The organism is Granulicella sp. L60 (assembly GCF_009765825.1).
Classification (GTDB): Bacteria; Acidobacteriota; Terriglobia; order Terriglobales; family Acidobacteriaceae; genus Edaphobacter.
In genome coordinates, this window is sequence record NZ_LMUR01000015.1 from 15,120 (window position 1) to 37,333 (window position 22,214).

A 22,214-nucleotide genomic window follows, 5' to 3' on the forward strand; every position below is an offset into this window, starting at 1 on the left:
CTTTTGGCTTATCTGTCCGGCATACCTTTAATTCGCCATCTAGGCCATTTAAATAACGGAAACAAGGAAACCACTCAGTATGAACATCGACGATAAAGAGCAAAGCCGTATCTACACAAAGAGCAACCGCCGTGCCTTCCTGAGTACTCTTGGAGCAGTTGGACTAACGCTTTACGCCTCGAACACAAGAAGCAGCGAACTGCTGGCACAACAAATCACTGCTGGGCAATCTAACCGCTCCCCTGAAGATTCTTGGACCGTCACGCTTAGTGCGCCGGATGGCCCACACCCCCCGTTCGTTTCAAACTCGCGGCGGCTTCTCTCACCGCCCGAGCTTTTAGACGCGCCCGATGAGTGGATAGATCGATCTCTCCAGTGGATCGACTATATTCTCCGGACTTATCCGCCAGGCCTTGTGGAGCTGCCGCCGCGTCGACCGGCTCTGTTCCGGCTGGACGAGGTACTCCACATCGAGTCTGCACCCCGCAAGCCCCTCGTGCAGAACTTTTATCAGCAACGGCTGCAACGAGCGATCGAAGAGATTGAGCAAACCAAAGTCTCTGAGGGGATGCGGATTTGGCGGCTCTACAATCATGGCGTTCTCATTCGTACCCCAAGTACGTCGTACACTATCGATTTCGTCCCCGGCATAGGCACTGAGGGTTTCGCGCTTTCCAACGAATGGCTGAAGCGTCTCGTGGCGCAGTCGGACGCCCACTTCATCAGCCACTGGCATCCCGATCACGCCAATCCCGATGTAGCGCGTTTGTTCATGCAGGAACGCAAGCCTGTAGTCGCGCCTGAGAGATTATTTCCTGAGGATTCAGATCTTTCAAGCTATCTGATTGTGCCGAAGAGAGATCTTCACACAGTACATACGATCCCGATACGGGGCGGCGCGGGGCGATTGGAAGTAGTGACCTATCCGGGGCATCAGGGGCCTCCTGTTTTGTGTAACGTGACTCTGGTGAGAACCGTTGAAGGTTTCGCTGTGCTCCACACCGGAGACCAATCTGGAGATGAGGGAGAGGGCACCGACTTCGACTGGCTTGCGCAGATCGGTCACTATCAGCAGGTGGATGTCTTGCTAACCAACGGTTGGACCAACGATCTTCATCGCATTGTCCGGGGCGTCAATCCTTGTCTCGTCATTCCGGGGCACCAGAATGAAATGACGCATGCGGCCCCTCATCGCGAAGAATACACGCAGGATTACGAGCGAATGTTCGGCCTCCACTATCCCTTCATCGTCATGGCTTGGGGAGAAAACTATCACTATATGAAGCCTGCCGAGCTAAAAGGCGTACTGCCCGATGAAGATTAAAGACGATGAGAGGACTACGGCCTCTTCGCTATTAATAACAGGGACGGAAGGGGAAACCATTCCGTCCCTGTTATTGCTATTTGCGACGCGGGTAAGCACCTAAAAGAAGCAACGTCTTTGCTCGCCTAAGAGGCAGCCATCCGCCGCTGAAACACTTGTTGGAGGTACATCATGCCATATGGCTTGATTCAAAAGCGAGCACTCATAGTGATATCGCTCGCTGTCCTTAGTAGCAGCGCACTTCTCGCACAAGTTGTGCGGGCGAATCACGTAGACATTGACACCTATATTCACGAATCGTGGAAGTCGTTAGAACGTTCAACGAACGATTGTGATTCGGTCGTTGATCCTAAAGTGACCAGCAAACCGGTGATCTACATTCCTGCGGGATCGGCAATCTCCGAAATGTTACTGGGGATGCAGAGCCGGTGCGGTGTCGAAGTACAGCATTTGCCGAAGGTGATCCGACGACTCGGCGATCTTCGACCCGAAGCAAGAATGAGACCTGGCCTGCTCTACCTGCCAAATCCCTATGTCGTGCCTGGCGGGCGTTTCAACGAAATGTATGGCTGGGATAGCTATTTCATCATTCTGGGTCTACTCAGTGATGGACGAACTCCGACGGCGAAAGGCATGGTCGAGAATTTCTTCTTCGAAATCGCCAACTACGGGGCAGTGCTTAATGCGAATCGAACGTACTTCCTGACTCGCTCTCAACCACCGCTCCTCAGTTCGATGATCGCGGAAGTTTACGGGACTACCCATGACCTCAAATGGCTCGCATCGGCCTATCGGTATGCGCAATCGGACTATGCCCTTTGGACTTCGGTCGATCACCAAGCAGGTACTACAGGCTTGTCTCGCTACTTCGACTTGGGAACCGGACCTGTCCCAGAAATGGCCGATGACAGCACCTATTATCCCGACGTCATTCGCTGGATGGTAGCTCATCCTCAACAACACGGCGACTACCTGATCGCAGCTAGCCCACATCCCGGACAAGACGAAGCCTTGCGTCTTCGGTCTGCCAGTTGTGATGTTTCGTCCTCGCGCGTCTGTTCTGAGGCCTACGCGGACGGATTCCGCCTCTCCTTCGCGTTTTACAAGGGAGATCGGGCCATGCGGGAATCGGGTTTCGACACCAGCTTTCGATTCGGTCCATTCAGCGGATCAACAGACCATTTCGCGCCTGTATGTCTTAACAGTCTTCTCTACAAATACGAGCGGGATATGGCGGCGTTTGCTTCGCTCCTTGGAAAACAGGCTGAAGCACGTCTGTGGCTGCGAAGGGCCGCAACGAGGCGGCGGGCGATAGGCCGATACTTGTGGAACCCCGACATTGGTACCTTCAGCGATTACAACTTCGTGGACCACAGAGCATCAACGTACCGATTCGCAACCGAGTTCTATCCATTGTGGGCAGGTCTGGCAACGTCTGAGCAAGCAAAGAGAATAGCGAGTCAACTGCCAACCTTTGAACGTGAGGGAGGGCTCGCTATGAGCAATTCAGACTCCGGCACACAATGGGATTCGCCGTTCGGCTGGGCACCTGCGCAGTGGTTTGCAATCGAGGGATTGAGACGGTATGGCTTCCTTGACGCTTCAACTCGGCTCGCACAGAAGTTTCGTCACACAGTTGATACGAACTACTTGCACGATGGAACGATCCGCGAAAAATACAACGTAGTGGATGGTTCAGCGAACATCGCAGTCTCGGCGGGATATAAGACCAACGTAATCGGCTTCGGATGGACGAATGGCGTCTATGAAAAGTTAGCAAGATTCGTTCTTGAGACCCGGGCCTCAGACTCGCGATCTGAAAACGATACGCTCCAGGAGCAGCCTAGAGCTTCCAAGGAGTCGAAGACAAGCTTCAGTTCGCACTGATCCTGCCACGGCACGGTGTTCGTTCACCACTCGAGCAACCCTCAGAATAGCCAATGCGATTGATAGGGAGTGATATGAACAGTACGCCGACTGATGACCAGAAATTAATTCATGTCCACGTCTGCGTTCATTGCGGGACGATTTTCAGAAGAGAGGCTTTTGAAGGGAGAGCTCTCAGTTCCGGCATATTCACTTGTCCCAAGTGTGGGGAGGAAGGTCCTCTCAATTTGCAAATTAGGACTACTGAAGAGTTGTAGACTTGCCGAAATCTTACGATCCAGTGAGCGGTAGTCGCCCCTGTGGCTTCAGGGCAAGGCTGTCCATTTTTCGTGATGTAGCCCGAACAAACTCTTTCACCAGGCGTGATTTCGTATCGGAACGAACCGCTAGATTTGTTACGAGTCGAAGTTGTGGCTCCGCCAACGGTCTCGTCGTGATGCCGTCTCGCGAGATGCGCCAAGCCGCCGCTCGTGGCAGAAACGCCAATGCCTGGTGTTCCTGAATTAGTTCAGAAACCTCCTCAGGACTCATAACATGAAAAATATCTCTTGGACGTATATCCTTGCCTGATCCAACCAGCAAGATCATGTCGTACAAGTACGAGTTGGCATGCCGACTGAGAAGTACCCAGTTTCTGTCTCGCATATGCTCCAGAAGTATTTCTCGATGCCGGGCAAGCGGGTCATCCATTGCCAAAGCAATGTAGAAGGGGTTATCAACTAGCCGGAGCAGGCTTAACTTTGGTGTTTCCGGAATCCCAGTTGTCACCGCTACATCGAGATCGCCCGAAATGACCTGGCGCGCCAGTTCATTGGAGAAGTTGCTCCACTGTTTGATTCGCATGCCGGGAAACAGCGGCAATCGGATTGATAGCAAAGTGGACACGAGAAAAGGGTCCGTGTATGACGACTTCCCCAGATTCAAAATCTCATCAGCTCCATTGAAGACGGCTGTGGCTGCTGCCACCGCCCGTTCAGCGTGCGAAACGGCTTCGCTAGCCTCTTCCACAAAGGCCCGACCCGCGTCTGTTATTGCAACGGTTTGGTGATTTCGATCAAACAGTCGGAAACCCAGTTGGCTCTCCAACTCATAAATCTGCTTGCTCAAGGTGGACTGACCGATGTGGAGTCGGTCGGCTGCCCGTGAAAAATTTAGATCCCTCGCGACAGCGATGGCGGCTTGCAACAGACGAATTTCCGGAAGGGCCATAACCATCCTCCGAACTCAGCGATGGGAGAAGGCAAGCAGACGTGCAGCCAGCAAATCGTGAGTAAATACAAGACTATTTTAGCCCGTTTTGCTTCGCATATCAGTATTCGTCAGCGCTAATTTAGGTGCTCGCTATTCCAGATCGGAATAACGCTCTCCCTACATTTCATTGGACGTGCCGGGATACTTCTCGTGATCATTGGCTCAATTTCGGACCTCGCCACGCATAGCTATGAGCCGTGGTGATGACAAACTTTGAAGCTTGATTTGGAGTGGGCCAATGGCACAGACGCATTACCTTCTGGATGCACACGAAGCTGCACAAATCCTTCGCATGGATAAGCGAACTTTGGTTCGATGGGCACGGCTAGGCCAGATCCCGGCTCATCCCATGGGAGAGGGCAAACGGAAGCTCTGGCGCTTTGTGGAACATGAGCTCTTGCAGTGGGTAGAAGCCCGTGGAATTAGCTCGGAACGGCGACCGCCCGCTAGTACGATGGAGACAGCCATCAGCGCTCATGCAAGGAGAACAGCATGAGCCGCTTTCAACAAGGAAGTCTCTTGAAACAGAAGCGCAAAAGCGGTCCGGACGTATGGGTGTTTCGCTGGTATGACGAGACCAGCGGAAAACGCACATACAAAAAACGCAACCTTGGCACCTTGAAGGATCTTCCTTCACGCCGGGATGCAGAGCAAGCCGTGGCCGACTTTCGCGCCAACATCAACGTTGAGGTCAGAGTTCCTATCACGGTCTCTGAACTCATAGCCCACTATCGCAAACACGAGTTGACTGAGGATCGTAAGGCGTTTGCCACGATTGCATCAACCTCGATCTATCTGACCAACCATATCGCTCCGAAGTGGGGCGACAAGTGGTTATCCGATGTTCGAACCGTGGAAGTCGAAGAGTGGCTGCACCCTCTGCCATATGCTCCAGCAACGAAAAGCAAGATTCGGAACATCATGTCCGCAGTCTTCAATCATGCCATTCGGTATGAATGGACGCATCGCAACCCCATCACCAAGGTTCGGGCTTCGTCGAAACGGCTGCGGGAGCCAGATGTCCTGACGCCCGCAGAATTCTCCGCCTTGGTAGACGAGCTGCCACTTCGCGTAAAGGCGATGGTGATCTTGGCGGGTAGTACGGGACTGCGGCGTTCGGAACTGGTTGCGCTCACCTGGCGAGATGTCGATCCGCTTTTGATGCAGGTCAACGTCCTTCGCTCGTGTGTTCGGGGACGCTTCGGGGATACCAAAACCGAGGCGAGCCGTAAACCTGTTCCGCTGCACACGTCGGTCATCGAGTGCCTCGATGTTTGGAGGAAAGAGTCTCCGTACAACGGCGAAGACGACTTTCTCTTTCCCTCGATCCGAAACGAGGGAAGAACGCCGGTGACTCCTGACATGATTCTGAAGAAGATCATTCGCCCCGCACTCGTCCGGGCAAAGATCACCAACAAGAAAATCGGATGGCACAGCTTCCGTCACTCTCTGGCGACAAACCTGAGAGCCGCTGGAGCTGACCTGAAGACCGCCCAGGAACTCCTGCGTCACGCGAATTCGCGGATCACTCTCGATGTCTATACGCGAGCGATCTCTGCGACTAAACGTGAGGCCAACAACAAAGTCATGGAGATGGTGATTGAAGCCGGGAAGAACAGGGTTTCAGCACCCTCGCCAGCACCCTCGCGACAGGAGCCTCGCTTACTTGAAGGCAGCAAAAAAGGTGCCGGAAACTCTCAGCACCCTTCAGCACCCTCGCGGGTCACAACTGATCTTGTCACTGTGCCATAAACCATTTATTTTCTTAGGTTTATGGCGGGGACGACGGGGCTCGAACCCGCGACCTCTGCCGTGACAGGGCAGCGCTCTAACCAACTGAGCTACGTCCCCAAACTGTCTTTCGACAACTGAATTATGCCGTGCAGAATGAGGTGTTTCACGCTTCCGCACTCTATTCTACCGTATCGCTGTCTCGACCAGTCTTGCGTCAAGGAGTAAACACAACCCAACGCCAAACCATCAATGCAACGACAAGATCGAGTCTATCAGATAGGGATAGATTTTGACATTCCTACCCACCACGGAAGGAACAAAATCTTGCTCGCTCAAGCCTCACAACCCGGTCGCTTAAGCGGATATTCTTTGCAGGCGTTCAAAGTTCATCCGGAGAGGTCCTGAAACTATGCCGATGTATCGCCGTGACCTGCTGAAGTCCATCGCAAAAGCTAGCCTGCTAAGGCTTACACCATCCATCGTCCGAGCGCAGGAACAGGCAGCACGGAACACGCGAGCCATGCCCTCTCCGCATATCAAAGACATCAGCGTGATCGAGTGCGCGCCAGCCGGATCTCGATTGACCGTGGTAAAGATCACAACCGATCAGGATGGGCTGTACGGCTACGGCTGCGCGACGTTCACTCAGCGAGCCGATCTGGTAAAACCTGCGGTCGAACGATATCTGAAGCCCTTTCTCCTCGGCAAGACGACGGACCGCATCGAGGACATCTGGCAGAGCTGCTATGACAGTTCCTATTGGAAGAATGGGCCAGTGCTCAACAACGCGTTGAGCGGCATCGATCAAGCACTCTGGGACATCAAGGGACGGCAGGCCGGGATGCCGGTCTATCAGTTGGCTGGAGGTAAGTGTCGCGAGGCCGTTGACTGCTACGCCCACGCAGACGGTCCAGAGTTTGCAGACGTCGTAGCAGCAGCGAAGAGATTCATGGCGCAAGGCTTCCGAAATATCCGCGTTCAGGTAGGACTTCCAGGCATGGCAGGCTACGGTTCAGCACACGGCGATGCCCCACCATTGAAATCCTTACACGACAAACCACTGTTCGAACCGGCCTATCAGATGCGGCGCGCCCTCAAACTGCTCGAAGTCTGCAGGACCGAGTTAGGAGAAGAAGTAGAGCTCCTACACGATATGCACGAGCGGCTCACTCCCAATCAAGCCGTACAGTTCTGCAAGGAGGCAGAGAAGTTCCGAATGTTCTTCCTCGAAGATCCTCTCTCGCCAGAGGATCTCGGATACTTCAAACAAATTCGCGAGAACTGCGCAACTCCGATCGCGATGGGAGAGCTCTTCAACAGCCCGCATGAGTGGCAGCCTCTGATCACCGAGCAACTGATCGACTACATCCGCTGCCACGTCTCGCAGGTCGGAGGATTTTCGCCCGCGCGTAAGATCGCAATCCAGGCCGAACAGTTCGGCGTCAAAACGGCATGGCACGGCCCGGGCGACGTTTCACCGGTAGGACACATGGCGAACATAACGCTCGATATCGTCAGCCCCAACTTCGGCATCCAGGAGTACACGCCGTTCAACGACGAGACAAAAGCGATCTTCAAAGGATGTCCGGAGATGAAGGATGGATACTTCTGGGTGAACGAGAAGCCAGGCTGGGGTATCGAGATCGACGAGAAGCTGGCGGCGAAATCTCCCTTCACAGACAGCCCGAACCACTTGAACGGCGGTTGGGGAGAGATCAGGAAGCGTGATGGAACAGTCATCAAACAATAGGCTCCGCTTGAAAACATGAAGCCTTCCGGCTGAATGCTACTCGGTCGAACTCGGCTCAAGATGAACGGGAAGAAGGACCCGAATGGTGCCCATCATTCCGCCATCTTCGTGTTCGAGCAGATGGCAGTGATAGGGAAATACGCCAATCGTATCGGGATCGCGGAAGTCCATGCGCAGCCTCACACTCGGGTAGGCCGTACTCTTTCCATCCCAGTAAGGAACATTCACCGTATCGCGCAGAAATGGCTCATCCACGGAAACGCCATTCCAGGCAAGCATCAAAAAGTGAATCTGGTGGATGTGAAAGGCGTGCAACTCCCTCGTCCGGTTTTCGATAATCCAGTCCTCCACATCGCCCTGATGCGCGACGATATTCGGTAAAGGATCCGCAGGATCGTAGGGCTTCGCAAGCTGGCCATCGACGGTAATCATAAAGACGGTTGGACTGTTTGGATCAGCCGGATTGCTCGGGTGCTCCGAGAAGTAGAGAGTGCGCACATGGGCCGGTTTTACATTGGCAAGCCACGCTCGCGGCGACGAACTCGACCGCACTGAAGCCACGGCAAGATGATGCGAAGGCTCTGCCGCATCATCCAAAGCCATAATCATTGCAAGCTGACGAATCGGATCATTTTCACCAGCCGGACCCGTATCCACGCTCCGTGTAATGAAGCTCGCCCGCGCGCCCGCTGGAATACCCTTGAACAAGAACTCCATTCGCCCCGCAGGAGGCAGCAGCACATGATCTTCCCAGAGAATGCGGCCTGCAGTCATTCCATTCTCATTGATAGGAACCCCATCGAGCGAGACCACGCCAAACAACTGCGGCACATTGCCCACCAGTATCTGCAAATCGACATACGTAATTGCAGAAGCATTCATCACCCGCCAAAGCTGACGCTGCATCGGCTTCACCGCAATAATCGCTGGCCTGTACTCAGGATACGAGACAGGAACGAAGTTGATCGAAAGGTCTCGCGATGGCTTCCCTGTCCCCGTGCCCGTATTGAGAATATCGCCTTCGTTATCACGCTGAACGATAGGCGTAGGTATGTTGCCGGAAGAGACAGGCTCGGCATCTGGATGAACCAGAGGCTGATCGCGAATGATGAAGACTCGTTCCGGCAGACCCGCGAGCTGAGCATAAGCCTGTTCAATTCCCTCCACCACCACCGCGCCAGACGCACCGCCCTGCACCTGCGCATTGCTGTACCCATGAATATGAGGGTGATACCAATAAAGACCCGGCGCCTCATCCGATGGAATGCGAAAGCGATAGTCGAAGGCGGTGTCGCCCGGTTCCACGCTAGTGTGAAGCACGTCGTCCTGATGACACACAGACGGAATCGTCAGTCCATGAAAGTGAAGATTCGTAGACAGCGGCGTCATCCCGCCTGCAGTACACGCATCCGCATCCGTGTGGCCGTGCATATCCGCCGACATCGCCGGCTGAGGAGCAAGCAGATGCGCTGGCGCACTCAACTGATTGCGAAGATGCAGAACAAGCTGGTCCCCAGGCCTCAGACGCAGCGTCGGAGCCTCTTCGCCCTTATCCCCCACATAGCAGAAACGCTGCTGCCCGCCATCAACATCAACGTTGCGAAACGCCAGCGTAGTCTCAAGCACCCCATTACGACTCTCCAGCGAAGGAGGTTCAGTGACCACACTACCCTCAGCCGGACGCGAGCAAGAAGGAGACGAAGCCAGCCCCGAAGCAGATGCGATAAAGAGTGCAACTACACCGCAGATGCTGGACATGAACCGCAACAAATTTGACTCTCTCCCCAAAATCTTCCGTACGATCTCAGCCCTTCAGACCGAGACCGCACCAAATGCTGCCGAATCACTCTTGATACACCCACGATGTTAGAGCCAGATGAAAACAAATCCCGGCCGATCCAATGACAAATGAGCAAACCGCACAGGAAACGGTCACCACCCACCAGGAAAGATTTCTAAGGTTATTCATCTCATCGCAATGTGCATCTCCTAAAGTCGCACAGACACGCCTTCATGCTTTAACTTCAATGGCTGCTCACGCGGTCGAAAAACCTTCTGTTAGGAGAGATGTGCATGCGCAAACACCAAACCCTCGCAGCCTCAGCGCTCATTGGGCTTCTTCTCAACGCACAATTTGGAGTATCCCAACTGGGTCTGTCGCAACAGCGCGGAGACAGCGGCCCAGTCGATGCATCCCGTTACGCCACGACCACGCCCATCAAACATCTCATCGTCATCATCGACGAGAACATCTCCTTCGATCACTACTTCGGCACCTACCCCGACGCCGTGAACCCTCCCGGCGAGCCCTCCTTCATCGCACAGCCGAACACCCCTGCGATCAACGGCCTTACAAGCACCCTCCTGACCAGCAACCCCGACGCCGCCGCTCCCTTCCGCCTCGACCGCTCCGAAGCCACCACCTGCGATAACGACAACCACTACACCGACGAGCAGAAAGCCTACAACGGCGGTCTGCTCAACCAGTTCTCCGGCCTCCTCAGCGGCGTCGGCGCGGACTGCACACCGAACCTGTCCATGGGCTACTACGACGGCAACACCGTCACGGCGCTCTGGAACTACGCGCAGAACTTCGCCATGAGCGACAACTTCTTCGCAAGCAACTTCGGCACCACGGTCATGGGCCACCTCAATCTCATCGCCGGCCAGACCCACGGCGCCGTCCCCGCAAACGTCGCCGGCAAAGTAGTCAATGGCTCAGTCATCGTAAATATCGACCCGGTCACCGACGACTGCAACACAGGCTCCGCCATCGAGATGACCGGCAAGAACATCGGCGATCTCTTAAACTCGAAGGGCATCACCTGGGGCTGGTTCTACGGCGACTGGACACCCACAGGCTCAAGCAACGGCAAGGTCCAGTGCGGCACCGAATACGACAGCCACTACGCCCCCTTCCAGTACTATCAGTCCACGGCAAACCCACATCACCTGAAGCCATCCTCCGTAGAAAAGATCGGACAGACCGACCAGGCCAACCACCAATACGCGATCACCGACTTCTGGAACGCCCTGCAGAGCGGCAACCTTCCCGCAGTCACATTCCTGAAGCCACCTCATCTCCAGAACGGTCACCCCTCGGACTCCACCCCGCTTGCGGAACAGGAGTTCCTCGTACAAACCCTCAACCGTCTACAGGAGTCGCCGGACTGGAAGAGCACCGCCGTCCTCATCACCTACGACGACTCCGACGGATGGTATGACCATGTCATGCCGCCCATCGTCAGCACCTCCAGCGACTCGGCAAACGATGCTCTTCTCGGCCCAAGCGGCCTCTGCGGCACCTCCAAACCGGGCGCCTATCAGGATCGCTGCGGCTACGGTCCGCGCCTGCCGTTTCTTGCGATCTCTCCATTTGCCCGCAAGAACTACGTCGATCACTCACTCGCCGATCAAAGCTCGATCATCCGCTTCGTCGAAGACAACTGGCAGCTTGGCCGCATCGGCGACCAGTCGTTCGATGCCATCGCGGGACCGATCACCGGCCTCTTCGACTTCACCGGCCGCGGCGTGATCTTCGAACAGCCGCTGATTCTCGATCCAACCACCGGCAAGCCACAAGGCCGCTGGTAGTTTCCCTAATCCCAAACTGAAATCAAATAAACAGAGAAGAGCCTCCGCCAACAGTGGAGGCTCTTCTCTGTTCGAGCTTCAAAAATACTAAACAGACGCATCCTGTTCGACGGGAAGAAAGATCTTAAAGACCGTCCCGCCGTCGCTGTCGCCCTCATCCTTGCGAGAGCGCACCCGTATTCGTCCATGATGCTTCCCAACAATCTCGGAACATATCCAAAGTCCCAGCCCCGTCCCGGTCATCCCCTTCGTCGTGAAAAACGGCTCGAAGATTCGCTTCCGTGTAGCCAGATCCATGCCATACCCATTGTCCGCTACGGTGATAGCGATGCCTCTGCGCTCTTGTCTCCAGTCATAACTGGATGAAGTTCGGATCACGATGCGTCCACCTTCAGCAACCGCATCGATGGCGTTGCCCACGAGGTTCGCCAGCACCTGACGGATTTCGCCATCGTGAGCGAACACATTGGGATCAGCCCGAAGTTCTTGCATAACCTCAATCCCGCGCAGACGAAGCCGCCCTTCCACAAGCGTCAGAACCGTACTGATAATCTCATTCACATCGATCTGCGACGGACGAGTGGAGGCACGATAAAAGCGAAGCGTCTGCACCGTGATATGTGCCACACGATCAAGCTCTCTCTGCGCCTGTTCGATATACGTGCGCGCCTCGGCAGGCAGATCGGTCCCCACCGCTAGATAGAGACAGTTAGTAATCGCCTCAAGCGGATTATTAATCTCATGCGAGATGGACGCCGCAAGACGCCCTGCAACCGCAAGCTTCTCCGTCCGCCGCAACATCTCTTCACTCTTCTTCTGCAGCGAAAGGTCAGCGATAAAAGCCGCGAGCTGGCGCTGCCTCCCAGCCGCGTGTTCATTCAGGAACGCGATGCCGATGAGAACCTCCAGCGTCTCGCCATCGCGGGTCGTGCACACCGCCTCAAACGGCTCAGAAGGTATGGAGAGACTCGACATCGCAAGCGCCTGAGCCTCACCTAAAGCGGGACAGATCGAAGCCAGAGTAAACGAATCCGAGAGCGCACCCGCGCCCTCATAGCCAAGCAGACGCTGAGCCGCTCGATTCGCATAGTTCACCCGCCCCGAGCCATCGCTGATGAGCAACCCCAGAGGCATCGCCTCAACGAGCGAGTGAAACCGCGCCTCACTGGCCCGTAGAGCAAGCTCGGCAGCCAGCCGGTCACGCCGTGTCGAAGCCTCTTTAAGCTCTCGTTCGATCGCAGGAACAAGACGCGTCAGGTTTTGCTTCGAGACATAGTCGTGCGCCCCGGCACGCATGGAAGAGACCGCAGTCTCCTCCGAAACCGCGCCGGAGAGCATGATAAAAGGTATGTCCAGACTGGAAGACTTCAGAAGCTGAAGCGCCTCCGGCCCGCTGAAATTCGGCAGATTATAGTCAGCCAGAATCACATCAGGAAGCGCCGAAGCCTCGAGTACGCCGAGCATCTCTGCAGACGTCTCGACGCGTACAACCTCCGGCAAAAATCCGCTACGGCGCAGATGTCGCTCGATCAGGAAAGCGTCGTCTGGGTTATCCTCCACCAGGACCACAGACAGCTTTGTCGATATCAGATCTTCGGCGGGCATTCGTTGAGAACCAACCAATACATTCCGAGCTGACGCGTGGCCTCGGCAAAGTCATTGAAATTTACAGGCTTGCGAATGTAGCTATTGACGCCAAGCTGATAACTGCGCACAACATCGCGCTCCTCGTCGGACGAGGTCAAAACAACCACCGGAAGCATCCTCGTGCTATCGCTCTCGCGGATGCGGCGAAGAACCTCCAGGCCATCCACCTTAGGCAGTTTTAAATCGAGAAGAATGACCTGAGGCTGCAGAGCTTCGTCGCCAAAGAGAAGATGGATAGCCTCTTCCCCATCTCGCGCCACTCGAATATCGTTCGCTATGTTCGATTTTTTGAGTGCACGGATCGTCAGAACCTCGTGGTCTGGATCGTCCTCAACAAGAAGAATCAATTTTCCGCTATCGGTCATTCAAATTATCCTAACGTAAACCAGAAAGTCGCGCCATGATTCACCACGCTGTCCGCCGTGATCTCTCCGTGATGCCGGTGGATAACACGAGCCACCGTGGCAAGGCCGATTCCAGAGCCTTTAAAGTCCTTGTCCCCATGCAGCCGATTGAACGCATTGAAGAGCTTTCCCGCATAAAACATATCGAAGCCCGCACCATAGTCACGAACAAACCAGGCCTCCTTCTCCTTATCCCAACCAAACTCCACGACAATATCCGGTTTCTTCGAACTAAACTTCACCGCATTGCCCATCAAGTTTTCCAACGCCACGCGCAGAAGTTTCGAGTCACCATTAGCCTGCAACCCACGCTCCAGATGGAAGGTTATCTCGCGGCCAGGATTCTCCTCAGCCAGCCCCGCGGCCACGGACTCAGCCAGTTCACTCATATCAAAAGTTTCGCGCGTTATTTCCGCCCGCGTAATCCGGGATAGTTGCAGCAAAGCATCAATCAGATGCCCCATGCGCTGCACCCCCGTGCGCACTCGATGAATATAATCCCGCCCCTCATCGTCCACCACCGCGGCGTAGTCCTCTTCCAGCGCCAGACTAAACCCATCGATCGTCCGCAGCGGCGCGCGCAGATCGTGCGAAACCGAGTAGCTGAACGCCTCAAGCTCACGGTTGATGCTCTCCAGTTCAGCAGTCCGAAGCTTCACCCGTTGCTCCAGCGTCGAGTTCAGCACACGAATCTCGTCCGAACGTTCCTCCGTCTCAGCCCGCGCCACCGCCAACCGTTCCGCATCCAGCTCCGACGCAATCCGCATCCGCCTCTCCCGCGCCAGAAACCGAAACATGAAGACGATCAGCATAAAATCCAGCGCGCTTGCAATCCCGATCGTATAGCGGGCCCGTGTGCTGTTGGCCCGCGCATCCTTCGTTCGAATATCAAGCAGCCGACGCTCCTCGGCCTCCATATCGTCCGCAATTCGGCGCAGATGATCCATCTCAGCCTTGCCTGTACCACTTAGAGCGAGAGCGCGAACAGTATCGGTACTCCCGCTTCCACGCAGATCGATACTCTCCTTCAGACTCGCGAGCCTCTGACCTACAACGGCCCTCATCTCCGCGATGCGCACTCCCTGGTTCGGATTATCGGAGGTCAGCGATTGAAACCGATCCAGCTCCTGCGGCAGCTCGCGCAGCGCTACGTTGTACGGTTCAAGATACCTTTCATCGCGGGTAATGAGGTACCCACGATTCCCTGTCTCCGCATCCTTTGCGGATCCCATAATCCGCTCAACCTGGTTGATCACCTGCCACGTATGCTCGACCCAGTGCTCACTCAATAGAAGAGAGCTGACAGCACCAAATGCAAACCACGCATTCAGCGCCACGATAATGGTTGCTGCTAACAGCAGGGACGGAACAACAAGACGGCTCGCATTCGGCTTCATGACGGACTTCTATTCTACGTTGTATCCACCGCATCACCGCCACCGAAGATCATCAGCAACCCTGGAAGCTCTCAGCCATCCATAATGCCGATCTACAGAATCTTCACCACGACCAGCGTAAGATCATCCATCTGCGCCTTCGTTCCTGCAAACGCAGCGACAGCCTCAGCGATGCGCGCGACCAGTGCAGCCGCACTCTCCGTCTCATTGCCGAGAATAATCTCCTGCAACCTCTCCATCGAAAACTCGTCGCCGCTCTCATTCTCCTGCTCCGTCACCCCGTCCGTGAAGAGCGTCAGAATGTCACCCTCCTCAAGCGTGATCACCGTATTGGAGAACTGCGCGTCTGGAAGAATTCCCACAATCGGACCCGCCTCCTCCAACAGCAACGTCTCACCTGTCTTCGTTCGCACCAGCAGCGGCGGATTATGCCCTCCACTGGCATACTCCAACGTCCGGCGTATCGGATCGAAGCGCGCATAAAACATCGTCACAAACGTAGCCGGACGCATAATCTGTTTCATGATCTCGTCCAGATCCTTGATAATCGCCGCCGGCCCACTCAACTCCCGCGCTCTCAGCCGCAGCGCCACCGCAAGCGAAGGCATCAGCAGAGACGCCGCCGCACCCTTGCCTGAAACATCCGCGATCACAACATCGACATCATGCTCCGATATCTCAAAAAAATCGTAGTAGTCCCCACCCAGCAGCCGTGCCGTCTCCATGGTCGCAGCTATATCAAGCCCTGGCACCACTGGCGGCTTCGGCAGCACCTGCCGCTGGACCTGCGACGCCAGCACCAGATCACTCTCGTACTCGTCACGCTGTCTCCGCACCTCCACCGCCAGTCGAGAGCGTTGCTTTGCAATCAGCGTAACCAGAAACCCCACGATCAGATAACCCGCCAGGCTAACCACGGCGCGAATGACCTTCTCCTGCGTCGGCTCCGCTGACGGTCCAAAGATCTCCTGCAGAATCGTACAAAATATCGCCAGTCCAACCGTCAGAGGAAAAAGATTAACGAACGCACTCAATGCGATCGGCAGCACATAAAGATAGCCAAGAGAAATATCCGAGATGACGATCCAGTCCGTGTAGGCAACCGCCGCGATAGCCAGAACGACGACGACGTTCAACAAGCCGGAAGCCATACCCTCTTCCGCCTCAACCTGCCTCTTGCTCTCTTCGCCGTTTCTGTTACGCGTCATATCGTCATCCGCTCACACCCTTCCCAAGCATCAACACGCCAACGCCCGTAATGTATCCACCATCGTTACAAATCGAAATCGCGAGGACTACTTCACAGGACTCTCAGCCGTAAATCCGGAGCAGCACGGCTTCGCGACCGGTTGAAACTCCATAATCTCCGCCCGCGTCGCATCCGGGTCGTAGAGGTTCTCCTGCCACTTCCCATCCCTGCCAAGCTGCGGTCCACTCCGCTTCGGGCTCAGCCGATCCTCCGCCGTCAGTGTCGTCACCGTCTTCTCCATATTCACCACCCCCAGCGAGAAGTGGTTCAACACCCCAAGATGATCCTGATTCAGGCTCTCCACCGTCGTCCCCGAACCATCCCCCACCAGCATGTACTCGATCCAGTCATGTCCGTCCGGCACCTGCTGCGACACCCAGTCCACATGATCGTCCTTCATCGCCCCATACCAGTAAGGCCGAAACCCAAGCACATCCTTATAGAAACGATCCTCCGCCGCCTTGCTGTGCACAGCGTACCCAACGTGGATGATCCGCGTAGAGATCGGCTTCGCATCCGCCGGAAGCTTCGGAAGACGTCCCACCTGGAAGAACTCAACCTCGTTCCCCTCCGGATCCTTCGTCTCAAACCAATGGCTTCCATCGCTTCCCGTCTGCACCTCGCCCGCGCTGCTCACACCATGGGCGACAAGATACCCACGCAAACCCGCCGCATCCACCGTGCTGTACGACACCCGCGCCATGCGGCTAATCCCATGCTCCGCAGGCAAAGGCAGCACCTCCACAAACTGCGTCGGACTGAAGTAGTAACGAACCCCATGCGCATCCTGAGGGTCAACGCCCTTGCTCGCCCCCAGAATCACGCTGTAGAAGTGATCACTCGCCGCAGCATCGCTCACATACACCGACATGTGCGAAACCCCCGTAATCGCCGGACGCGTCCCTTGCCCCCACGCACACGCCACACCCAAAGTCACGCACCACGCCACTCCCAGAACCCGTCTGCCAAGCATCATTCGTCTCACTCCCAAAAAGTATCTTTTGCCACCGAACCACAATTAGCCATCGCAGTCATCCGCGATGACGCCATAACTCACGAGACCATTCTCCCTTACTTCCTTGGAAGCAACATCTTACCCCAGACCGAAACGCCGTATCATAACCGAAGCACCCGTTCGCTCCCGAACGGCAAAGAAAGAGGTAGGCGTGAAGATTGGAATCAGGGCTCGACTCAGCACCATGATGTTCCTCGAATACCTCATCTGGGGCTCATGGTACGTCACCGTAGGCACATGGCTCTCGCAGACCCAGCACTTTTCCGGCCAGCAGGTGGGCCTCGCAGCCGGAGCCACCGCCATCGGAGCCATCATCTCGCCCTTCTTCGTCGGCCTGGTCGCGGACAAGCTCTTCGCCACGCAAAAAGTTCTCGCTGTCCTCCACGGCGTCGGAGCCATCCTTCTCTTCGCCACCTCCCGCCAGACGGTCTTCCTTCCCTTCTACGCCCTCGTCCTGCTCTATTGTTTCTGCTTCATGCCCACCCTCGCGCTCACCAACTCCCTCGCCTTCCGCCAGATGCAGGACCCCAAGACCGAGTTCGGCCCCATCCGCGTCCTCGGCACCGGCGGATGGATCGTAGCCGGACTCCTCATCGGCTACCTCAAGCTCGAAGCCACAGCCTTCCCCATGCGTCTCGCCGCAGCCGCATCGCTCGTCATGGCGTTCTACTGCCTCACCCTCCCCGACACCCCTCCCCTCGCAGCGGATACCCGCATCAGCACCGCCTCCATCTTCCCCAAAGAAGCCCTCCAGCTCCTCCGCGAACGCTCCATGGCCGTCTTCGCCATCGCGTCCTTCCTCATCTGCATCCCGCTGCAGTTCTACTACGCCTTCACCAACCTCTTTCTCAACCAGACCGGCGTTCAAAACGCAGCCGGCAAGATGACCGGCGGACAGATGTCCGAACTCTTCGGCATGCTCCTCATCCCCTGGTTCTTCCGCCGCCTCGGAGTCAAGTACATGCTCGTCGCCGGCATGCTCGCCTGGGCCATCCGCTACCTGCTCTTTGCCTACGGAGATCCCGGCGCCAGAATGTGGATGCTCTGGGGCGGCATCCTCCTCCACGGCATCTGCTACGACTTCTTCTTCGTCACCGGCCAGATCTACATCGACCGCAAAGCCCCGCCCGCCCTGCGCGCCGCCGCACAAGGCCTCATCACCTTCATCACCTACGGCGTCGGCATGTTCGTCGGCTCCTGGCTATCCGGAGCCGTCGTCGAGCACTACGCCATCACCACCCCAACCGGCCCCGGCTACGACTGGCACTCCATCTGGATCTTCGGCGCATGTGCCTCTGCCTTGGTCCTCGTCTTCTTCCTCCTCACCTTCAAAGAGAAAGAGACCGCCACCTCCCTCCGCACATCCGAAGCCGCCACCATGATCACCGAGGCCCCTCTCTAAAAGGAACGTCACCTCTACATCAAATGAGAGATCTAATAAAGGCACGTCCAGGGAATGCGGACGTGCCTTTTTCTAAAATCACATCTCGTCCTGAGATCAAACTAGGATCAAACTAGGATCAATAAATAAAACCTGAAAAACTGGCGTACTTTCAGAAGCGAAGATAGCGACCGCGAACACACCACATCCACCACACATCCCACCGTAAACTCACCACCGAACTACCACGCCGAACACCCAAAAATCGCCAAACCCCCCTGTAAAACAGCACCCCTGCCACAATCAAATAAAGCCACACCCACGAACAAGAACATGACTCCCACGCCCGCCGAAAATCATCTACTATTCCAGCGAAGATCAAAGGAGAAAATCATGTTCGCAGTCATGGGAATCACAGGACAGGTCGGAGGAGCCATCGCCAACAGCCTCCTCCAGCAGAAGAAGCAGGTACGCGCAATCGTTCGCAATCCCGAAAAGGCCAGCCAATGGCGCGAACGCGGCGCAGAGATCGCCATCGCGGACTACGACGACGCCGATGCCCTCCAGAAAGCCTTCACCGGAGCAGAGGGAGTCTTCGCCATGATCCCTCCCAACTTCGCCCCCACGCCCGGCTTCGTCGAACAGCGCAGAACCATCACAGCCCTGCACAAAGCCCTCTCCGCCGCCCGCCCTGGCAAAGTAGCCTACCTCTCCTCCATCGGCTCCGAGCAGACCAGCGGCCTTGGACTCATCACCAGCACACACCTCCTCGAAGAGCAGCTCGCCACCCTGCCCATCCCCTCCGCCTTCCTGCGTGCAGGCTGGTTCATGGAAAACACCGCGTGGGACATACCAACCGCGCGCGACCAGGGAAAGTTCTTCTCCTACCTGCATCCCCTCGACCGTAAATTCCCCATGGTCGCTACAGCCGACATCGGCCAAGCCGGAGCCAACGTCCTGCTACAACAGTGGAGCGGCAACCGCTACATCGAGGTCGCAGGCCCGCAGCAGTACTCCCCCCTCGACATCGCAAGAGAGCTCGGTGCCGTTGTCAAACGCAACGTTGAAACCGTCCTCGTCCCCCGCACCACCTGGGTTCAAACCTTCGTCGAACAGGGCACACCCGAAGACCGCACCGCTCCCCGAGTCGAGATGGTCGACGGCTTCAACTCCGGATGGATCCACTTCAACGTCCCCGGCACAGAACACTACACCGGCACAACGGAACTCAAGACAGTTCTCGAATCTCTCGCCAACAATCGCTGAACGCAAAGCCCATCCAAGCCGCCGTCTTCTCAAAAAAAAATCGTTTGAATCTATTAGGCGTAAGAGAAGACGGCCCACCGGCCAGGTCCACCTCAATGAATCAAGCAGCCGTCAGTTCAACTGCCTCTGAAGCACCAGCCGCTCCATGGCCACAGCAATCAGTACTCCGCACAGGATGCCCACGCTATCCGTCAGCACATCGCTCTGTTCAAACCCGATCTGAAACGCCAGATGCTGCGCCAGTTCAATCGAAAATCCGAAGACCAACGCGAAGATCAGCAGTAGCAGACGATTCCGCAGTGAAGACGTGATGTTCATCAACAGGAATCCCGTAACGAAGAACACCAACCCGTGCCCCAGGAAATGAAACCTTCCGCGCGTATGGAGCTCCTCCTTGTATGCAACAGGAAGAAACGACAGGAACACAACCAACGCGATCCAGAGACACGTCAGAATACTTATGGCCGATGGATGTTTCATATCTTCAGGTTGGAGTCCCACGTCCTGCAAATCCGCCTATGCGGCGAGATACTCAAACTATACTTCATTACCTTTCAGCAGCCGCCTTCAAAAGGTGAACGCAAGCCCCGCCTGCAGAGTTCTCGGCGTCTGTGCCAGAAACAAGGTATGCCCGTCCGCCGACAGAAACGGCCGATACCCCTGCGCCATCAGGTTCGTCACGTCAACCGTAGCATCCAGGCCATGCGGCAGCAGCTTACCCAGCCGCAGCGCCTGCCTTAGATAGCAGCTGAAGTACGCGTCGTCACTGAACGGAGCATACGGATCGACCGCCGTCACAATCCGCGTCGGCTGCCATCGATACGCAACCCGCACCTTCGTTCCCGAGCGGATCACCCTCCCCCGCAGCGCAACCGTCGCCGTCTGACCATCCTCGGGTGCAAGATCACTCGCCATCCCCGGAAGCATGATCGTCACGCCATCCTTCGCCGCAAGCCCTGCCCCAATCCCGTACTCCACAGCCATCCATATGCTGGGATTCAGAGGCTCCGACAACGTCACATGCAGACCCTGCGTCTTGTATCCCGCACCAAGAAGACGGAAGGTCCCATTCGTCGAATCCGTCATCATCCCATTCGCCGCCGGTACTCCGTCCTGCGTCATATCCGCCGCAACCGGCGCTCCGCCACCCGACACCGCCACCCGGTCCAGACGATCCCGATAGTACCCAACCTGGATCATCCCCTGCCCAACCTTCCGGCCAACAGACAGCTCCTGGTGAAGCCCACCCTCCGTCTGCATCCGTCCTTGGTACATCACCGCGACCGGCAGCTCCTGCTGCATCGCATCCAGCCCGCCAAACGACTGCAGGTTCTGCGAGGTGGCCATCCTGTACCCAACCATCCACGTTCCCGTCGGATGCGCCGTCACCTTCAGAAACGGTCGCGAAGCCGAAGAATAACCTGCGGTCCGCACCACATACACGGTTCCTCCAGCCTCCACCTCGGCCATGTCGCCGATCTTCATCTGCTGGGCGCTGGCCATCTGAACCGCCTCCAGCCCCACCGTCCCATCCGAGGCCGTCAGCTCCGGATGCCACTGATAGTTCACCAGCGTGCGCGCCGAACCCGCAAACCCAAGGTTCGTCTGATATCGAGCAGCAACATCCGTCGATGGCTGACCCGAGAACGACCCAATCTGGCTGCCAATATCCGTTCTGAAACTGACCGTGCCACCATCCGCGGTCGCTTCGTCGACGGCAACCACGTTATGCACGCCATTGCTGCCAAAGCCGCCGTCGCCATTGGTAATCTCAGCCTGACCCTTGGCCGCGCGTCGCGGCAGCTCCGTCACACTCGACGACACCATCAACACATCGCCATCATCGTCAACCATCCTTAAAATCGGACGATTCGCCGCAGAACGCAGCGTCCACTTCCAGTCATCGTTCGGCTCATCCGCCTTCCGACGCTCCGCCGGCAACCATGTAGTCGATTCGAACAGCGTATTCAGCGTCAGATTCACCACCGCCTGCGCGCCCGAGCTCAGCTGCAGGTCCCCCCGCATCGCCGGCACAAACAACGCCGCGCTTGCCCTTACCTCGTATCGTCCGGGAGTCAGGTGCGGAATAAAGTAGCGCCCGTGCAGATCCGTGAAGCCGGTCGAGATCAACGCCGTGTCAGCCGCAATCACCTGTACCAGTGCTCCAAGCTGCGCCACACCCTGCGCATCCCGGACCACACCCGTCACCGCAGCGTTCTGAGCCGCACAAAGGCCGACACCTGCAGTCATCAGCAGGATCGACAAGATCGCGATCTTCACCTGGGGTCGTTGCACAGTAATGCCGTCCTGCGCGT

At 56.4% G+C, this 22,214-nt stretch carries 17 protein-coding genes and 1 tRNA gene; 8 read left to right on the forward strand and 10 right to left on the reverse strand.

What is annotated here, in order from left to right:
• Positions 1–79 precede the first annotated feature (79 nt).
• Together GSQ82_RS07270 and GSQ82_RS07275 are read left to right on the forward strand one after the other, a co-directional pair.
• The gene (locus GSQ82_RS07270; protein WP_158791638.1) at positions 80–1,324 is read left to right on the forward strand and encodes an MBL fold metallo-hydrolase; all 1,245 of its coding nucleotides are present in this window, start codon (positions 80–82) and stop codon (positions 1,322–1,324) included.
• Positions 1,325–1,495: 171 nt separating this feature from the next.
• Positions 1,496–3,211, forward strand: coding sequence for a trehalase family glycosidase (locus GSQ82_RS07275; protein ID WP_158791639.1), 1,716 nt, complete (start codon positions 1,496–1,498; stop codon positions 3,209–3,211).
• Positions 3,212–3,481: 270 nt separating this feature from the next.
• On the opposite strand, the gene GSQ82_RS07280 is transcribed toward GSQ82_RS07275, so the two are convergent.
• Positions 3,482–4,420, reverse strand: a complete 939-nt coding sequence (locus GSQ82_RS07280) for a LysR family transcriptional regulator (protein ID WP_158791640.1) — start codon at positions 4,418–4,420, stop codon at positions 3,482–3,484.
• A gap of 280 nt (positions 4,421–4,700) precedes the next feature.
• Here GSQ82_RS07280 and GSQ82_RS25630 point away from each other — a divergent pair, with 280 nt between their 5' ends.
• Positions 4,701–4,958, forward strand: coding sequence for a helix-turn-helix domain-containing protein (locus GSQ82_RS25630; RefSeq protein WP_158791641.1), 258 nt, complete (start codon positions 4,701–4,703; stop codon positions 4,956–4,958).
• Entirely contained in the window at positions 4,955–6,214 is a 1,260-nt protein-coding gene (locus GSQ82_RS07290) for a site-specific integrase (protein WP_158791642.1), read from the forward strand. Before GSQ82_RS25630 ends, GSQ82_RS07290 begins: the two co-directional genes overlap by 4 nt.
• Before the next feature lie 22 nt (positions 6,215–6,236).
• Here GSQ82_RS07290 and GSQ82_RS07295 read toward each other — a convergent pair.
• Positions 6,237–6,313: transfer RNA gene (locus GSQ82_RS07295), tRNA-Asp, on the reverse strand.
• A gap of 292 nt (positions 6,314–6,605) precedes the next feature.
• Here GSQ82_RS07295 and GSQ82_RS07300 point away from each other — a divergent pair.
• On the forward strand, positions 6,606–7,946 hold the full coding sequence (locus tag GSQ82_RS07300) for an enolase C-terminal domain-like protein (RefSeq protein WP_158791643.1): 1,341 nt from the start codon (positions 6,606–6,608) through the stop codon (positions 7,944–7,946).
• Between the two features lie 36 nt (positions 7,947–7,982).
• Here the strand turns inward: GSQ82_RS07300 and GSQ82_RS07305 are convergent, their stop codons facing one another.
• Positions 7,983–9,716, reverse strand: a complete 1,734-nt coding sequence (locus tag GSQ82_RS07305) for a multicopper oxidase family protein (RefSeq protein WP_158791644.1) — start codon at positions 9,714–9,716, stop codon at positions 7,983–7,985.
• Positions 9,717–10,019: 303 nt separating this feature from the next.
• Here GSQ82_RS07305 and GSQ82_RS07310 point away from each other — a divergent pair, with 303 nt between their 5' ends.
• Positions 10,020–11,540 (forward strand): alkaline phosphatase family protein, encoded by a 1,521-nt coding sequence (locus tag GSQ82_RS07310; protein WP_158791645.1) that lies wholly within the window; start codon positions 10,020–10,022, stop codon positions 11,538–11,540.
• A gap of 87 nt (positions 11,541–11,627) precedes the next feature.
• On the opposite strand, the gene GSQ82_RS07315 is transcribed toward GSQ82_RS07310, so the two are convergent.
• The 5 genes from GSQ82_RS07315 to GSQ82_RS07335 form a co-directional block, all read right to left on the reverse strand.
• Positions 11,628–13,145, reverse strand: a complete 1,518-nt coding sequence (locus GSQ82_RS07315) for a hybrid sensor histidine kinase/response regulator (protein WP_158791646.1) — start codon at positions 13,143–13,145, stop codon at positions 11,628–11,630.
• Positions 13,127–13,552, reverse strand: coding sequence for a response regulator (locus GSQ82_RS07320; protein ID WP_158791647.1), 426 nt, complete (start codon positions 13,550–13,552; stop codon positions 13,127–13,129). The genes GSQ82_RS07315 and GSQ82_RS07320 overlap by 19 nt, the downstream gene beginning before the upstream one ends.
• 5 nt (positions 13,553–13,557) lie before the next feature.
• Positions 13,558–14,988 carry a CHASE3 domain-containing protein gene (locus GSQ82_RS07325; RefSeq protein ID WP_158791648.1) on the reverse strand — a complete coding sequence of 477 codons (1,431 nt, stop codon included), beginning with the start codon at positions 14,986–14,988 and terminating at the stop codon, positions 13,558–13,560.
• Between the two features lie 92 nt (positions 14,989–15,080).
• Positions 15,081–16,196 carry a PP2C family protein-serine/threonine phosphatase gene (locus GSQ82_RS07330; protein ID WP_158791649.1) on the reverse strand — a complete coding sequence of 372 codons (1,116 nt, stop codon included), beginning with the start codon at positions 16,194–16,196 and terminating at the stop codon, positions 15,081–15,083.
• An 87-nt stretch (positions 16,197–16,283) separates the two neighbouring features.
• Positions 16,284–17,213 carry a VOC family protein gene (locus GSQ82_RS07335; protein WP_158791650.1) on the reverse strand — a complete coding sequence of 310 codons (930 nt, stop codon included), beginning with the start codon at positions 17,211–17,213 and terminating at the stop codon, positions 16,284–16,286.
• 190 nt (positions 17,214–17,403) lie between these two features.
• Between GSQ82_RS07335 and GSQ82_RS07340 the strand changes: the two genes are divergently transcribed.
• Entirely contained in the window at positions 17,404–18,654 is a 1,251-nt protein-coding gene (locus GSQ82_RS07340) for a nucleoside permease (protein WP_158791651.1), read from the forward strand.
• Between the two features lie 372 nt (positions 18,655–19,026).
• Complete coding sequence (locus tag GSQ82_RS07345; RefSeq protein ID WP_158791652.1) at positions 19,027–19,899, forward strand: NmrA family NAD(P)-binding protein; 873 nt, start codon at positions 19,027–19,029, stop codon at positions 19,897–19,899.
• 111 nt (positions 19,900–20,010) lie between these two features.
• Here GSQ82_RS07345 and GSQ82_RS07350 read toward each other — a convergent pair whose 3' ends face one another.
• Entirely contained in the window at positions 20,011–20,379 is a 369-nt protein-coding gene (locus GSQ82_RS07350) for a hypothetical protein (protein ID WP_158791653.1), read from the reverse strand.
• An 87-nt stretch (positions 20,380–20,466) separates the two neighbouring features.
• Positions 20,467–22,194: a carboxypeptidase-like regulatory domain-containing protein gene (locus GSQ82_RS07355; RefSeq protein WP_158791654.1), complete on the reverse strand. Its 1,728-nt coding sequence runs from the start codon at positions 22,192–22,194 to the stop codon at positions 20,467–20,469.
• Positions 22,195–22,214 lie beyond the last annotated feature (20 nt).

Bases quoted from the DNA above. Each gene is read 5' to 3' on its own strand.
- GSQ82_RS07350 (WP_158791653.1), bottom strand. From the start codon at position 20,379: ATGAAACATCCATCGGCCATAAGTATTCTGACGTGTCTCTGGATCGCG.
- GSQ82_RS07280 (WP_158791640.1), bottom strand. From the start codon at position 4,420: ATGGCCCTTCCGGAAATTCGTCTGTTGCAAGCCGCCATCGCTGTCGCG.
- GSQ82_RS07330 (WP_158791649.1), bottom strand. From the start codon at position 16,196: ATGACGCGTAACAGAAACGGCGAAGAGAGCAAGAGGCAGGTTGAGGCG.
- GSQ82_RS07320 (WP_158791647.1), bottom strand. From the start codon at position 13,552: ATGACCGATAGCGGAAAATTGATTCTTCTTGTTGAGGACGATCCAGAC.
- GSQ82_RS07335 (WP_158791650.1), bottom strand. From the start codon at position 17,213: ATGATGCTTGGCAGACGGGTTCTGGGAGTGGCGTGGTGCGTGACTTTG.
- GSQ82_RS07275 (WP_158791639.1), top strand. From the start codon at position 1,496: ATGCCATATGGCTTGATTCAAAAGCGAGCACTCATAGTGATATCGCTC.
- GSQ82_RS07310 (WP_158791645.1), top strand. From the start codon at position 10,020: ATGCGCAAACACCAAACCCTCGCAGCCTCAGCGCTCATTGGGCTTCTT.
- GSQ82_RS07325 (WP_158791648.1), bottom strand. From the start codon at position 14,988: ATGAAGCCGAATGCGAGCCGTCTTGTTGTTCCGTCCCTGCTGTTAGCA.
- GSQ82_RS07315 (WP_158791646.1), bottom strand. From the start codon at position 13,145: ATGCCCGCCGAAGATCTGATATCGACAAAGCTGTCTGTGGTCCTGGTG.
- GSQ82_RS07270 (WP_158791638.1), top strand. From the start codon at position 80: ATGAACATCGACGATAAAGAGCAAAGCCGTATCTACACAAAGAGCAAC.
- GSQ82_RS07300 (WP_158791643.1), top strand. From the start codon at position 6,606: ATGCCGATGTATCGCCGTGACCTGCTGAAGTCCATCGCAAAAGCTAGC.
- GSQ82_RS07290 (WP_158791642.1), top strand. From the start codon at position 4,955: ATGAGCCGCTTTCAACAAGGAAGTCTCTTGAAACAGAAGCGCAAAAGC.
- GSQ82_RS25630 (WP_158791641.1), top strand. From the start codon at position 4,701: ATGGCACAGACGCATTACCTTCTGGATGCACACGAAGCTGCACAAATC.
- GSQ82_RS07345 (WP_158791652.1), top strand. From the start codon at position 19,027: ATGTTCGCAGTCATGGGAATCACAGGACAGGTCGGAGGAGCCATCGCC.